Source organism: Pseudomonas sp. TWR1-1-4, from assembly GCF_049897165.1.
Classification (GTDB): Bacteria; Pseudomonadota; Gammaproteobacteria; order Pseudomonadales; family Pseudomonadaceae; genus Aquipseudomonas; species Aquipseudomonas canadensis.
In genome coordinates, this window is sequence record NZ_JAFCVS010000009.1 from 45,707 (window position 1) to 60,313 (window position 14,607).

13 protein-coding genes and 2 tRNA genes are annotated in these 14,607 nt (G+C 57.3%); 1 reads left to right on the forward strand and 14 read right to left on the reverse strand.

Features of this window, described 5'->3' with window-relative positions; genetic code table 11:
- Window positions 1-7 precede the first annotated feature (7 nt).
- From nusA to rlmE, 10 genes are all read right to left on the reverse strand, one after another.
- The gene (gene nusA / locus ACP7C6_RS26895; RefSeq protein WP_025857112.1) at window positions 8-1,489 is read right to left on the reverse strand and encodes a transcription termination factor NusA; all 1,482 of its coding nucleotides are present in this window, start codon (window positions 1,487-1,489) and stop codon (window positions 8-10) included.
- A 47-nt stretch (window positions 1,490-1,536) separates the two neighbouring features.
- Complete coding sequence (gene rimP / locus ACP7C6_RS26900; protein ID WP_003235029.1) at window positions 1,537-1,995, reverse strand: ribosome maturation factor RimP; 459 nt, start codon at window positions 1,993-1,995, stop codon at window positions 1,537-1,539.
- A 140-nt stretch (window positions 1,996-2,135) separates the two neighbouring features.
- Window positions 2,136-2,212 (reverse strand) — tRNA-Met (locus tag ACP7C6_RS26905).
- Between the two features lie 96 nt (window positions 2,213-2,308).
- A tRNA-Leu gene (locus tag ACP7C6_RS26910) sits at window positions 2,309-2,394 on the reverse strand.
- A 22-nt stretch (window positions 2,395-2,416) separates the two neighbouring features.
- Window positions 2,417-2,800, reverse strand: a complete 384-nt coding sequence (gene secG / locus ACP7C6_RS26915) for a preprotein translocase subunit SecG (RefSeq protein WP_003194191.1) — start codon at window positions 2,798-2,800, stop codon at window positions 2,417-2,419.
- A 4-nt stretch (window positions 2,801-2,804) separates the two neighbouring features.
- Window positions 2,805-3,560, reverse strand: a complete 756-nt coding sequence (tpiA, locus tag ACP7C6_RS26920) for a triose-phosphate isomerase (protein ID WP_003194193.1) — start codon at window positions 3,558-3,560, stop codon at window positions 2,805-2,807.
- A gap of 66 nt (window positions 3,561-3,626) precedes the next feature.
- Window positions 3,627-4,964, reverse strand: coding sequence for a phosphoglucosamine mutase (gene glmM / locus ACP7C6_RS26925; RefSeq protein ID WP_028617970.1), 1,338 nt, complete (start codon window positions 4,962-4,964; stop codon window positions 3,627-3,629).
- A gap of 16 nt (window positions 4,965-4,980) precedes the next feature.
- Window positions 4,981-5,832 carry a dihydropteroate synthase gene (folP, locus tag ACP7C6_RS26930; protein ID WP_028617971.1) on the reverse strand — a complete coding sequence of 284 codons (852 nt, stop codon included), beginning with the start codon at window positions 5,830-5,832 and terminating at the stop codon, window positions 4,981-4,983.
- Between the two features lie 8 nt (window positions 5,833-5,840).
- Entirely contained in the window at window positions 5,841-7,751 is a 1,911-nt protein-coding gene (gene ftsH, locus ACP7C6_RS26935; RefSeq protein WP_016976820.1) for an ATP-dependent zinc metalloprotease FtsH, read from the reverse strand.
- Window positions 7,752-7,951: 200 nt separating this feature from the next.
- Window positions 7,952-8,602: a 23S rRNA (uridine(2552)-2'-O)-methyltransferase RlmE gene (gene rlmE, locus ACP7C6_RS26940; protein ID WP_016976819.1), complete on the reverse strand. Its 651-nt coding sequence runs from the start codon at window positions 8,600-8,602 to the stop codon at window positions 7,952-7,954.
- Window positions 8,603-8,708: 106 nt separating this feature from the next.
- Here rlmE and yhbY point away from each other — a divergent pair, with 106 nt between their 5' ends.
- Window positions 8,709-9,017 (forward strand): ribosome assembly RNA-binding protein YhbY, encoded by a 309-nt coding sequence (gene yhbY, locus ACP7C6_RS26945; protein ID WP_028617972.1) that lies wholly within the window; start codon window positions 8,709-8,711, stop codon window positions 9,015-9,017.
- 23 nt (window positions 9,018-9,040) lie between these two features.
- Here the strand turns inward: yhbY and ACP7C6_RS26950 are convergent, their stop codons facing one another.
- The 4 genes from ACP7C6_RS26950 to carA all read right to left on the reverse strand — a co-directional run bounded on the left by ACP7C6_RS26950 (window position 9,041) and on the right by carA (window position 14,410).
- The gene (locus ACP7C6_RS26950) at window positions 9,041-9,445 is read right to left on the reverse strand and encodes a hypothetical protein (RefSeq protein WP_025999772.1); all 405 of its coding nucleotides are present in this window, start codon (window positions 9,443-9,445) and stop codon (window positions 9,041-9,043) included.
- A 28-nt stretch (window positions 9,446-9,473) separates the two neighbouring features.
- Window positions 9,474-9,950, reverse strand: a complete 477-nt coding sequence (gene greA, locus ACP7C6_RS26955; RefSeq protein WP_028617973.1) for a transcription elongation factor GreA — start codon at window positions 9,948-9,950, stop codon at window positions 9,474-9,476.
- Entirely contained in the window at window positions 9,947-13,168 is a 3,222-nt protein-coding gene (carB, locus tag ACP7C6_RS26960; protein WP_068935249.1) for a carbamoyl-phosphate synthase large subunit, read from the reverse strand. The genes greA and carB overlap by 4 nt, the downstream gene beginning before the upstream one ends.
- A gap of 105 nt (window positions 13,169-13,273) precedes the next feature.
- Window positions 13,274-14,410, reverse strand: coding sequence for a glutamine-hydrolyzing carbamoyl-phosphate synthase small subunit (gene carA / locus ACP7C6_RS26965; RefSeq protein ID WP_068935247.1), 1,137 nt, complete (start codon window positions 14,408-14,410; stop codon window positions 13,274-13,276).
- Window positions 14,411-14,607 lie beyond the last annotated feature (197 nt).

The following is a 14,607-nucleotide window of genomic DNA, read 5'->3' on the forward strand; positions in this document are numbered from 1 at the left end:
CGCCTAGTTACTCGAACCAATGGGCTCGGGCGGCCATGATCAACTTGCCGGCACGATCATCGTCAATGCCGTCGATGTCGAGCAGATCGTCAATAGACTGCTCGGCCAGGTCTTCGCGGGTAATTACGCCGCGCACCGCCAGTTCCATCGCCAAATCCTTGTCCATACCCTCAAGCGAGAGCAGGTCTTCGGCCGGATGGGCGTCTGCCAGCTTTTCCTCAGTAGCGATGGCTTTAGTCAACAAACGATCCTTGGCCCGAGCGCGAAGCTCGTTGACGGTGTCTTCGTCAAAGCCGTCGATGTTGAGCATTTCTTCCAACGGTACGTAGGCAATCTCTTCCAGGCTGGTGAAGCCTTCATCTACCAGCACCTGTGCCAGGTCTTCATCGACTTCCAGCTCTTCGATGAAGTTGCGCAGGATGTCACCGGTTTCAGCTTGCTGCTTAGCCTGGATGTCCGATTCGGTCATCACGTTCAGGGTCCAGCCGGTCAGTTGGCTGGCCAGACGCACGTTCTGACCACCACGACCAATGGCCTGAGCCAGATTGTCTGCGCCAACGGCGATGTCCATTGCATGGGCATCCTCGTCAACGATAATTGCCGCCACTTCAGCCGGCGACATGGCGTTGATTACGAACTGCGCCGGGTTATCGTCCCACAGGACGATGTCCACACGCTCACCACCCAATTCGCCCGACACTGCCTGGACGCGCGAACCGCGCATACCGATGCAAGCGCCTTGCGGATCGATGCGTTTGTCCTTGGAGCGGACCGCAATCTTGGCACGCGAACCCGGATCGCGGGACGCAGCCATGACTTCGATCAGGCCTTCGGCGATTTCCGGCACTTCGATACGGAACAGCTCGATCAGCATTTCCGGCGCAGTACGCGACAGGATCAACTGAGGGCCGCGGTTCTCGGTGCGGATTTCCTTGAGCAGCGCACGCAGACGCACGCCGACACGGAAGGTTTCGCGAGAGATGATGTCTTCGCGGGCCAGCAACGCTTCGGCGTTGTTGCCCAGGTCGACGATCACGTTGTCGCGGGTGACTTTTTTCACGGTGCCGGAGATGATTTCACCCAGGCGCTCGCGATAAGCGTCAACGACTTGAGCGCGCTCGGCTTCGCGAACCTTCTGCACGATGACCTGTTTGGCGGTCTGTGCAGCAATACGGCCGAATTCGATCGACTCGATCTTTTCTTCGACGACATCACCGACCTTGGCACCAGGATGCGTTTCGGCAACCTTGCTTGGCCAGGTTTCGATGGCCGGATCATCAAGATCGGCTTCTTCGACGACCGTCCAGCGACGGAAAGTCTCATAGGCACCGGTGTGGCGATTGATTTCCACACGCAGATCAACTTCGTCTTCAAAACGCTTTTTGGTAGCAGTGGCCAGGGCCAGCTCCAGCGCTTCAAAAATCACGTTTGCCGGTACGCCCTTTTCATTGGATACCGACTCAACAACCAGCAGTACTTCTTTGCTCATCGTACGCCTCGCCTTTCGCAAGCCATTGGATCCGCGGGATCCGCGTCTCAGTCAAAACTGGGAATAATGTTGGCCTTGTCGATCATATCGATCGGCAACAGGAACTCATGGTCTTCTACCTGCACCACGACATCCTGTTCTTCTACACCGCGCAGAAGGCCCTGAAAGTTGCGTCGCCCTTCGAAGGGAGAACGCAGCTTGATCTTCACTTGTTCACCGGCAAATTTTGCAAACTGATCAATAGTGAACAGTGGGCGTTCCATGCCTGGCGAGGAAACTTCGAGGGTGTATTCAACGGAGATCGGATCTTCAACATCCAGCACACCGCTAATCTGACGGCTGACAATGGCACAATCGTCCACCAGCACGCCGCCCTCTTTATCGATATAAACGCGCAACATTGAGTGGCGACCTTGAGCCGAAAACTCAATACCCCAGCATTCATAGCCTAGGGCCACGACCACCGGGGCCAGCAAGGCCTGCAACTCTTCTAGCTTGCTCGACACCTGAACCCCCTCGTGCATGTATGTGCATGCTGTGCAAAATAAAAAAATGGGCGAAACGCCCATCCTTGAAACGCCGTCGAACAGCGGCGTTGAAAGTGTCCAGCTAACAAAAAGCCCCTTAAAAGGGGCTCCGCTAAAACTGGTTGCGGGGGCCGGATTTGAACCGACGACCTTCGGGTTATGAGCCCGACGAGCTACCAGACTGCTCCACCCCGCGACAAAGCTGGGGCGGAAGTATACGACCGATCCCTTACAGGGTCAATGTAACCTTCCACCTACAAGAAAGCCCGCAACAGCGGGCTCTCCTGATAATTGGTACCGAGAAGGGGACTCGAACCCCTACACCCTATGGGCACAACCACCTCAAGGTTGCGTGTCTACCAATTCCACCACCTCGGCAATACAGCGATTACAACCCTTCTTACTTCTGCTCTTGAGCTGGAGGTACGTCAGTCGCTGGAGTAGCCGACTTTTGCTCTTGAAGCACCGGGACATCATCAGAAGCCGGTTTTGCTTTTGGTACTTCCAACACTGCAGGGTTTGGGAGACCTACTTGAGTCAGCACATGAGCTTTCTCTTTAGCAAAGTAACCTAACCCCAAGCTGGTTATGAAGAAACCGGCGGCAAGTATAGCAGTAAACTTACTAAGAAAGGTAGAGGAACCTTGGCTTCCGAACACAGTATTTGAAGCACCTGCACCGAAAGACGCACCAGCATCCGCACCTTTACCCTGTTGCAGCAAAACCAGAGCGACGACGCTCAGAGCAGCTAACAGATGAAAAACGACTACGACTGTTTCCAGCATTTTTTCAGTTTCCCGCGGCGCGACAAATCGCACCGAACTCATCTGCATTCAGGGAAGCTCCACCAATGAGCCCCCCATCGATATCCGGCATGCCGAACAGTTCGACCGCATTGGCCGCCTTCACGCTGCCGCCGTATAGAAGACGCACACCTTGTGCGACTTCAGAATTCTCTGCCGCCAACTGCGCGCGGATGGCTGCGTGCACATCCTGCGCCTGTTGCGGTGTAGCAGTCAGCCCGGTACCAATGGCCCAGACCGGCTCGTAAGCAATTACTGCCTTTGCAAACGCACCAACACCCAACTCCTCAATGATACTGCCTAGCTGACGCGAGACAACTTCAAGAGTCTTGCCCGATTCCCGCTGCTCCAGGGTCTCCCCTATGCACAACACCGGAATCAAGCCACAAGCCTGTGCCGCTGCGAACTTACGATTGAGTGTCCCATCACGCTCGCCCATCATCTGACGGCGCTCGGAGTGCCCGACAAGCACATAGGAACAACCCGCATCGACCAACTGACTCGGCGAAATCTCACCGGTCAACGCACCTTGCATTGGCTCCACTGCGGAGTTCTGCGCGCCGACCTGAATCGACTTGCCTTTCAAGCCATCAACCACTTGGTTGATATGCAAGCAAGGCGGGAACACCGCAACATCAACACCGCTCGGCAAGGCCAAGTGACGAAGGCCATTGATCAGCTCAGCGACACTGGCGCGGGTACCGTGCATCTTCCAGTTACCAGCTACCATAGTGCGACGCATGCTGTACCTCGTCGATCAAAGTGGGCGCAGATGTTACCCAACCACATCATCACTGGCAAGCCGAATTCAGGCGCAAACTTCAGTTACCAGTTTTGCCAGGTCTTCGGCATGGCCGCGAACCTGTGTTTCATCGTCACCTTCGACCATGACACGCACCAGAGGCTCTGTGCCGGACTTGCGCAACAACACGCGACCACGCCCCGCCATAGCGAGGGTCACGCGCTCACACGCCTCTTTGACAGCCGGGTGCTCGATCGGGTTTTCGCCGCCACCAAAACGCACATTGAGCAGCACTTGCGGACATTTGCGCAGCGCCTGGCGCGCCTGGGCCAGACTCTCTTCGCGTCGACGCAAGGACAACAGAACCTGCAACGCAGCGATGATCGCGTCACCTGTGGTGGTGTGCTGGAAGCAGACTACGTGCCCTGAATTCTCCCCCCCCACCTGCCAGTTACGCTCAAGCAGCTCGGCGATTACATAGCGGTCACCGACATTGGCGCGCACGAAGGGAATACCCAGGTCCGCCAGGGCCAACTCAAGCCCCAGGTTGCTCATCAAAGTACCGACGACGCCACCCTGCAGCTTGTTACGCTCGTGCATGTCACGCGCAATGATGAACAACAGGTCATCGCCATCAACAATCGCGCCCGTGTGATCCACCATCAGCACGCGATCACCATCGCCGTCGAAGGCGATACCCAAGTCGGCATGCTCGGCCAGGACGGCCGCCTGCAGTTGTTCCATATGGGTGGAACCACAGTTTTCGTTGATGTTCAGCCCGTTGGGCTGGGCCGACAATACCGTCACGTCCGCGCCCAACTCCTTGAACACGCTCGGTGCGACCTTGTAGGTCGCGCCGTGTGCGCAGTCGACCACAATCTTCAAGCCGGCAAAATTGGTGCTGCTCGGCACACTGCTCTTACAAAATTCGATATAGCGGCCAGAGGCGTCATTGATACGCGACACCTTGCCCAGCTTGCTGGATTCAACCACCGTCATCGGCGCGTCCAGCAACTCTTCGATCATCAACTCGATCTCATCCGGCAGCTTGGTGCCCTGGCCCGAGAAGAATTTGATGCCGTTGTCATCATGAGGATTGTGCGAGGCACTGATCACGATACCGGCTTCAGCGTGGAAGGTACGCGTCAGATAAGCGATCGCCGGCGTCGGCATGGGCCCCAACAGCATCACATCCGCGCCTGCGGCGGACAGGCCCGCCTCCAGTGCCGACTCAAACATGTACCCCGAGATACGGGTGTCCTTGCCCACCAGAATGCGGCACGCGCCCATACTGCGGAACGCCATGCCCGCCGCCCAGCCCAGCTTGAGCATGAAATCAGGAGTAATCGGAAATTCGCCGACCCGACCACGGATACCGTCGGTGCCAAAGTATTTTTTAGTCATAAGTGCTCCATCATTCTTATTCGGCTGATTCTACAGCGGCAATCATACGCACGACATCTACGGTCTCGGCGACATCATGCACACGCAAGATACGCGCACCCTTGGTCACCGCCAGCGCAGCCAGTGCAAGGCCGCCATACAACCGTTCACCCACTGGACGATTCAAGGCCAGCCCTATCATGCTCTTGCGCGAAACGCCGACCAATAGGGGCCGACCAAGGGCATGCAGGGCTTCCATATGCTTGAACAGACTCAGGTTGTGCTGCAGGGTCTTGGCGAAACCGAAGCCGGGATCGAGGATGATTTTTTCCTCAGCAATCCCCGCGACAGCACACCGAGCGACCCGCTCAGCGAGAAAACCGCTGACTTCGCCGACAAGGTCATCATAGTGAGGACTGTCCTGCATGTTGCCGGGCTCACCCAGCATGTGCATCAGACACACCGGCAGACCGGTTGCCGCCGCCGCATCAAGGGCGCCGTCGCGCTGAAGAGAGCGCACATCGTTGATCAGCCCCGCCCCAAGGCGGGCAGTTTCGCGCATCACGGCCGGCGTCGACGTATCAACCGAGATGATCACATCCAGCTCACGCGCAATACGCTCGACGATCGGCGCCACCCTCTCCAACTCTTCCAAGGGAGAAACGATGCGGGCCCCAGGCCGAGTCGACTCACCACCCACGTCAATCAGGGTCGCTCCCGCCGCAACCATTGCTTCAGCATGTCGCAACGCTGCATCAAGCTGGCTGAAGCGGCCGCCATCGGAAAAGGAGTCGGGGGTTACGTTGAGAATGCCCATGACATGCGTATGGGCTAAATCAAGAACCCGGTTGCCGCAAGGCAACCGGGTGGAGGACAACACAGAAGTCATTTCAAGCCTTAGACGTCAGCTGCAGGGCCGCCGATCGGGGTTTCAGGGCGTTCATTCTGAACCACTGGCGGAGTACCAGAGGTGCCCGAACCGCCTTCCCAATCGCGAGGCTCACGAGGTGCACGACCTGCCATGATGTCGTCGATCTGATCGGCATCAATGGTCTCGTACTTCATCAGCGCATCCGCCATGGCATCCAGCTTGTCGCGGTTGTCCGTGAGGATCTGCTTGGCCGTGCCGTAGCACTGATCAATGATGCTGCGCACTTCGGAGTCGATCAGCTTGGCCGTCTCACCGGAGAAGCTGGCGTTTTGACCACCACCGCCGCGACCCAGGAACACTTCGCCTTCTTCCTCGGCATACATCAAAGGACCGAGCTTTTCCGACAAGCCCCACTTGGTCACCATGTTCCGCGCAATCTGGCTGGCACGCATGATGTCGTTGGAAGCACCGGTAGTGACACCGTCGAAGCCCAGGGTCATTTCTTCAGCAATCCGACCGCCGTAGAGCGAGCAGATCTGACTGATCAGTGCGCGCTTGGAGAGACTGTAGCGATCCTCTTCCGGCAGGAACATGGTCACACCCAGCGCCCGACCACGAGGAATGATCGACACTTTGTAGACCGGATCATGCTCAGGCACGACGCGACCAACGATAGCGTGACCCGCTTCGTGATAAGCGGTGTTCTGTTTCTCTTTTTCGGACATGACCATGGATTTGCGCTCGGCACCCATCATGATCTTGTCTTTTGCCAGCTCGAACTCTTTCATTTCAACGATGCGCTTGCCGGTACGGGCAGCAAACAACGAAGCCTCGTTCACCAAGTTGGCAAGGTCGGCACCGGAGAAGCCTGGAGTGCCACGGGCGATCACGGCCGGAGCCACGTCGTCTCCCATCGGCACTTTGCGCATGTGTACTTTCAGGATCTGTTCGCGACCACGGATATCCGGCAAGCCAACTACCACCTGGCGGTCGAAACGGCCTGGACGCAGCAATGCAGGATCCAATACATCCGGGCGGTTGGTTGCAGCAATGACGATGATGCCATCGTTCATTTCGAAGCCGTCCATCTCAACCAGCAGTTGGTTAAGGGTCTGCTCACGCTCATCATGACCGCCCCCCATGCCGGCGCCACGATGGCGGCCAACGGCGTCGATTTCATCGATAAAGATGATGCATGGCGCATGCTTTTTAGCCTGTTCGAACATATCGCGAACACGGCTGGCACCGACACCGACAAACATTTCGACGAAATCAGAGCCGGAAATGGTGAAGAAAGGCACCTTGGCTTCGCCGGCAATCGCCTTGGCCAGCAAGGTTTTACCGGTACCCGGAGGACCAACCATCAGTACACCGCGAGGAATACGGCCACCCAGGCGCTGAAACTTGCCCGGATCGCGCAGGAACTCGACCAGCTCGCCTACTTCTTCCTTGGCTTCGTCACAACCGGCAACGTCAGCCAGGGTAGTTTTCACCTGATCTTCGGAGAGCAGGCGTGCCTTGCTCTTGCCGAAGCTCATCGGCCCGCCCTTGCCTCCCGCACCACCTTGCATCTGGCGCATGAAGAACATGAACACGGCGATGATCACCAGGATCGGGAAGCTGGCTACCAGCAATTGGGTCCAGATGCTCTGCTGCTCAGGCTGCTTGCCTTCGACCACCACGTGATTATCCACCAGGTCGCCGATCAGACCGTTGTCCTGGATTGCCGGACGAATGGTCTTGAAGCTGTCGCCATCGTTGCGTTTGCCGGTGATCACGTAGCCATCAACCGCTACGCGCTCGACCTTGCCATCCTTAACTTGCTGGATGAAGTCGGAATAGTTGAGGGTCTGCGGCTCGTTAGGGCTGGAGAAGTTGTTCATCACCGTCACCAGGACAGCCGCGATGATCAACCACAGGATCAGATTCTTTGCCATATCGTTCAATTAACTACCCTCTGAAGCAAGCTCCGCTACTGGCGCGCGCTTCGCATGATATTCACCGGCCTAACTTACTACATTACCTACAACTCTGGCAGGCGCCGTCTGTAACCCTTTGTGAAACTTTGACTACACAATATTCGTAAAGCTTCGTGACGAAAGCGATATAAAAAAACCTATCGCCCTCCTCGAATTCCTCAAAAACGCTCTTCACTCGCAGCGCCTTCAACCCCACGGAAGCCGCGGCACAGCAGGTACTGCTCCCGAGACCTGTCTCGGGATGAGTCAGGCTTACGCGTTTGCACCTTCTCGAACAACTTGCGAATGTTCTTGTGGTACTCGTCGAAACCCTCGCCCTGGAAGACTTTCACCAGAAAATCACCACCAGGACGCAAAACCCGACCCGCCAAATCCAGCGCCAGCTCACATAGGAACATTGCGCGCGGCATATCAACGGCCGGTAATCCACTCATATTGGGGGCCATGTCGGAAATCACAAGGTCTACCTGCGAATTTCCCACAGCCTCAAGGATCTGTGCGAGTACGGCATCCTGAGTAAAGTCACCGTGAACAAAGGTCACATCCGGGATACTGTCCATTTCCAGAATGTCGGAAGCGATCAAGCGGCCCTGCCCACCAATCAGACGACTGGTCACCTGGGACCAACCACCTGGGGCTGCACCCAGATCGATAACGCTCATGCCTGGACGGATCAACTTATCCTTGTCCTGGATCTCCAGCAGCTTGTAGCTGGCCCGCGAACGGTAGCCGTCCTTCTGCGCCTTTTTGACGTAAGGATCGTTGAAATGTTCTTGTAGCCACTTAAGGCTGGTTTTGGAACGGGCCACGGGCCACCTCGAAAAATAAAACGGGTCGTGATTAACTGGGCGGTCCCGGACTCGCTCGGGTAAACTGGCCGCCGCTTTTTACAAGATCAGACGCAGGGGTCAGATTATGCCGCTCACTCAAGAGCAGAAGAAACAGTACAAATCCATTGGCCACCATCTGAAACCAGTTCTGATTGTGGCAGATAACGGTTTGACTGAAGGTGTGTTAGCCGAATTCGAACGTGCGCTGAACGATCATGAACTGATCAAGATCAAGGTCAACATCCTTGACCGCGAAGCGCGCCTGGCTGCCATTGCAGAACTGTGCAAGGCAGGCAAAGCGGACCTGGTCCAGGTCATCGGCAAGATGGCGCTGCTGTATCGCAAGAACTTCAGCGTCAACAAGCAACTGTCGAACGTTCATCGCTTCAAATGATGACTTTTAAATAACAGCAAGGGTCACGGGCGCGCTTCGCGCGCCCTGCCACTCCACCCTGGCGCCGGCTGCATAACCAGCACCAGACCAGAAAACCCTAGTACAAGATAGCTGAATAGCTGCCAGCGCAACGCTTCCGGCAGCCAGACATGCACAATGCAATACATTGCACACGCATACAGCGCCATCAACAGCAGTTGCCCGCGAATATCCCGCCACAAACTCCCCAAGCCTTCAGCCTTGACTAGCACCAACGCCTGGAGCGTCACGCACGCCGCCGCAAAACCCACCAGCAGCGCACTGAGTAATCCATCGATCTCATCGATCAGCAACGGTGCCAGGCCAATCAGGCCCAGCGCCGGCAACACGCCAATGTGCAACAACCACAGGCCACCCACCCAAAGCATCTGGGAGAGCTGCCAAAGCATGGCGCCCGCACGTAGCGGGCGCCGTCTTTCAGACGTGACTAACTTCAACAATCTCGTACTCGATCACGCCGCCTGGCGTTTTCACAGCAACCACATCACCCTCTTCCTTGGCAATCAAGGCGCGGGCAAGCGGAGAACCGACAGAGATTTTGCCGAGCTTGAAGTCAGCCTCATCCTCGCCAACGATGTGGTAAACCACACTTTCGTCCGTTTCGACGTTGGCGATTTCCACGGTCGTGCCGAAAATCACCTTGCCGGTCTTCGGAATGGTCGTCACGTCGATGACCACCGAGTTCTGCAGGCGGCCTTCGATATCGCGGATGCGCGCCTCGACCATACCTTGCTGCTCGCGAGCAGCGTGGTATTCGGCGTTTTCCTTCAAGTCACCCAGCTCGCGGGCCGTACCGATGTCCTGGCTCAGCTTTGGACGGACGACCTTGGTCAGATGGGCGTGCTCCTCTTCCAGGGCCTTGAAGCCCTGGACGGTCATTGGGTATTTGGTCATGCCTTCAATCCTGCGTGTAGATCCTGCAAGCGACGCACGGTCTTTTCCGGACCGAACTTGAGCGCTTCGCAGATGGCTTCGCCAGCAGCAATGGTGGTGGTGCAGTAGATCTTGTGCTGCAAGGCGTTACGACGAATGGAGTAGGAGTCCGCGATCGACTGGCGACCTTCGGTGGTGTTGATGATCAGGGTGACTTCGTCATTCTTGATCATGTCGACCACGTGCGGACGGCCTTCCGTCACCTTGTTCACGCGACGCACTTTCAAGCCGGCAGCTTCGATCAGCTTGGCGGTCCCGGCGGTGGCCACGACTTCGAAGCCCAAGTTGATCAGATCACGGGCCACGCCTGCAACCAGTGGCTTATCATCATCACGCACACTGATGAACGCAGTACCACCAGTCGGCAGCACTTCGCTGGCACCCATTTGGGCCTTGGCAAAGGCTTCACCGAAGGTGTCGCCCACGCCCATCACTTCACCGGTGGACTTCATCTCTGGGCCCAGGATCGGGTCCACGCCAGGGAACTTGGCGAACGGGAACACCGCCTCTTTCACGCTGTAGAAGTTCGGAATGATTTCCTTGGTGAAGCCGATTTCTTTCAGGGTCTTACCTGCCATCACGCGAGCCGCGATCATGGCCAGGGAGACACCGATGCACTTGGAAACAAATGGCACGGTACGCGAAGCACGCGGGTTGACTTCAATGACGTAGATGTCTTCGCCTTGCAGCGCCAACTGTACGTTCATCAGGCCAACTACGCCCAATTCCAAGGCCATTTTCTTGACCTGTTCGCGCATCTCGTCCTGGATGTGCGCCGGCAGCGAGTACGGCGGCAGCGAGCATGCAGAGTCACCGGAGTGAACGCCCGCCTGTTCGATGTGCTGCATGATCGCGCCGATCACCACGTCGGTGCCGTCGCAAACGGCGTCCACATCCATCTCGATGGCGCAGTTGAGGAAGTGGTCCAGCAGCACCGGGCTGTCGTTGGACACTTTCACCGCATCACGCAGGTAGCGCTTGAGCTCTTCTTCTTCGTAGACGATTTCCATCGCACGACCGCCCAATACGTAGGACGGACGCACCACCAGCGGGTAGCCGATCTTGCTGGCTGCGCGAATGGCTTCGTCTTCGCTGCGCACGGTGGCGTTTGGCGGCTGGCGCAGGTTCAGGCGCTCAACCATTTGCTGGAAGCGCTCACGGTCTTCTGCACGGTCAATTGCGTCTGGGCTGGTGCCGATAATCGGCACGCCTGCTTCTTCCAGGGCACGCGCCAGCTTCAGTGGAGTCTGGCCGCCGTACTGGACGATCACGCCCTTTGGCTTCTCGACCCGGCAGATTTCCAGCACGTCTTCCAGGGTCACTGGCTCGAAGTACAGGCGATCCGAGGTGTCATAGTCAGTGGAAACGGTTTCCGGGTTGCAGTTGACCATGATGGTCTCGTAACCGTCTTCGCGCAGGGCCAATGCAGCGTGTACGCAGCAGTAGTCGAACTCGATACCCTGGCCGATACGGTTTGGACCACCGCCGAGGATCATGATCTTGTCGCGGCCCGACGGCGCGGCTTCGCACTCTTCCTCGTAAGTTGAGTACATGTAGGCGGTGTCGGTAGCGAACTCGGCCGCGCAGGTGTCAACGCGCTTATAGACCGGGAAGATTTCCAGCTTGTGGCGGTGGCGACGCAATGCTTTTTCGGTCACACCCAGCAACTTGGCCAGACGCATGTCGGAGAAACCTTTGCGCTTGAGCTTGAACATCAAGTCGCGGTCGATACTGGCCAGACCCAGGGTCTTGACCTTCTCTTCTTCCTTGATCAGGTCTTCGATCTGCACCAGGAACCACGGGTCGATCATGTTCATGCCGAAGATGTCTTCGACCGACAGGCCGGCGCGGAAAGCATCAGCCACGTACCAGATGCGCTCGGCGCCCGGCACGGTCAGTTCGCGCTTGAGGATGCTCATGCTTTCCGGATTGCTCAGGTCGAGCTTCTCGTCCAGGCCACAAACGCCCACTTCCAGACCGCGCAAGGCTTTCTGCAGGGACTCCTGGAAGGTCCGGCCGATGGCCATGACTTCACCGACCGACTTCATTTGAGTGGTCAGGCGTGCGTCGGCTTTCGGGAATTTCTCGAACGCGAAACGTGGCAGCTTGGTGACGACGTAGTCGATCGACGGCTCAAAGGACGCCGGAGTAGCGCCGCCGGTGATTTCGTTCTGCAGTTCGTCCAGGGTATAGCCGATCGCCAACTTGGCGGCGATACGCGCAATCGGGAAACCGGTAGCTTTAGAGGCCAGGGCCGAGGAACGGGATACCCGCGGGTTCATCTCGATGACTACCATGCGCCCCGTGTTCGGGCAGATGCCGAACTGGACGTTGGAGCCGCCGGTTTCCACGCCGATTTCACGCAGTACCGCCAGCGAGGCGTTACGCATGATCTGGTATTCCTTGTCCGTCAGGGTCTGCGCCGGCGCAACTGTGATCGAGTCACCGGTGTGCACGCCCATCGGATCGAAGTTTTCGATGGAACAGACGATGATGCAGTTGTCCTTCTTATCGCGGACAACCTCCATCTCATACTCTTTCCAGCCGATCAGGGACTCGTCAATCAGCAGCTCTTTGGTCGGTGACAGGTCCAGGCCACGAGAACAGATTTCTTCGAACTCTTCACGGTTGTAAGCGATACCGCCACCGGTGCCGCCCATGGTGAAGGACGGACGGATGATGCACGGGAAGCCCAGCTTCTCGAGCACTGTGTTGGCCTCTTCCATGCTGTGGGCGATACCCGAGCGCGGGCAGTCCAGGCCGATGGACTTCATCGCCTTGTCAAAGCGCGAACGGTCTTCGGCCTTGTCGATGGTGTCGGCATTGGCGCCGATCATTTCTACGCCGAATTTCTCCAGGACGCCTTCGCGCTCCAGATCCAGGGCGCAGTTCAGAGCGGTTTGACCACCCATGGTTGGCAGCAGCGCGTCCGGACGCTCTTTCTCGATGATCTTGGCAACAGTCTGCCACTTGATCGGCTCGATGTAAGTGGCGTCAGCCATGTCCGGGTCGGTCATGATGGTGGCCGGGTTGGAGTTCACCAGGATGACGCGGTAACCCTCTTCGCGCAGGGCTTTACAGGCCTGGGCGCCGGAGTAGTCGAATTCGCAGGCCTGGCCGATCACGATCGGGCCAGCGCCGAGAATCAGGATGCTTTTTATGTCTGTACGTTTTGGCATGGGTTTGTCACTCAAATCCGCAGGTCAGTCGGCAAGCCGTCTTGAACAATCTTTGAAGAGCCTGCGGGGGCCGCCGACGTTCGGGGCCACCCGCAGGCCGCTCAGTCAGCGTCGCTTGGCCATCTCATTGATGAAACGGTCGAACAGCGGCGCTACGTCGTTCGGGCCCGGGCTCGCTTCAGGGTGGCCCTGGAAGCTGAACGCGCTCTTGTCGGTGCGCTCAATACCCTGCAGGGAACCGTCGAACAGCGACTTGTGAATGGCGCGCACGTTGCTCGGCAGGGATGCTTCATCTACCGCAAAACCGTGGTTCTGGCTGGTGATCATCACAACACCGGTGTCCAGGTCTTGAACCGGGTGGTTGGCACCATGGTGGCCGTGGCCCATTTTCAGGGTCTTGGCACCGGAGGCCAGCGCCAGCAATTGGTGGCCAAGGCAGATACCGAACACCGGAATCTCGGTTTCCAGTACTTCCTTGATCGCCTGGATGGCATAGTCGCATGGCTCAGGGTCACCTGGGCCGTTGGACAAGAACACGCCGTCCGGCTGCAAGGCGAGCACTTCGCTGGCAGGCGTTTGCGCCGGCACCACTGTCACGCGGCAGCCGCGCTCGACCAGCATGCGCAGGATGTTGTATTTGACGCCGTAGTCGTAGGCCACTACGTGGTAAGGCAAGTCCGCAGCTTCGATAGTTGCATGGCTGTCGGTCTTCAGGTCCCAGACAGTGGAGCGCCACTCGTACTTCTCTTTGGCACTGACGACTTTGGCCAGGTCCATGCCTTTCAGGCCTGGGAAACCTTGCGCTGCGGCAATCGCCGCCTCTTCGGAGATATTGTCACCGACCATGATGCAGCCGTTCTGCGAGCCTTTTTCACGCAGGATGCGCGTGAGGCGGCGGGTATCGATACCGGCGATCGCCACAACGTTGTTGGCTTTCAGGTAATCGGACAGCGACATCGTATTACGCCAGTTGCTCGCAACCAGTGGCAGGTCACGAATCACCAGACCGGCCGACCAGACGCAATCAGACTCGACGTCTTCCGGTGTAGTACCGGTGTTGCCGATGTGCGGATAAGTCAGGGTAACGATCTGTTGGGCGTAGGAAGGATCGGTAAGGATTTCCTGATAGCCGGTCATGGCAGTGTTAAACACTACCTCTCCAACGGTTTGACCGTCGGCTCCAATGGCTTCGCCGCGAAAAATGCTGCCATCAGCAAGGGCGAGTATGGCTGGCTTAGTCAAGAAGACCTCCCGTAAATAAAGCCTGAAAGGGCGATCGCAGGTGTAAAAAAGCGGAGTGACGTATGGACACGTCACTCCGCTTATTCACTGAATTATTCTGCGCGCTTTTAGTGAACACACTAAAGCTGTAGCTTACAGAAAAAGGCTTTTTTGGTCCACCGCTAATGAGCCTAAAAGGCAGGGGAATGCGACAGGAC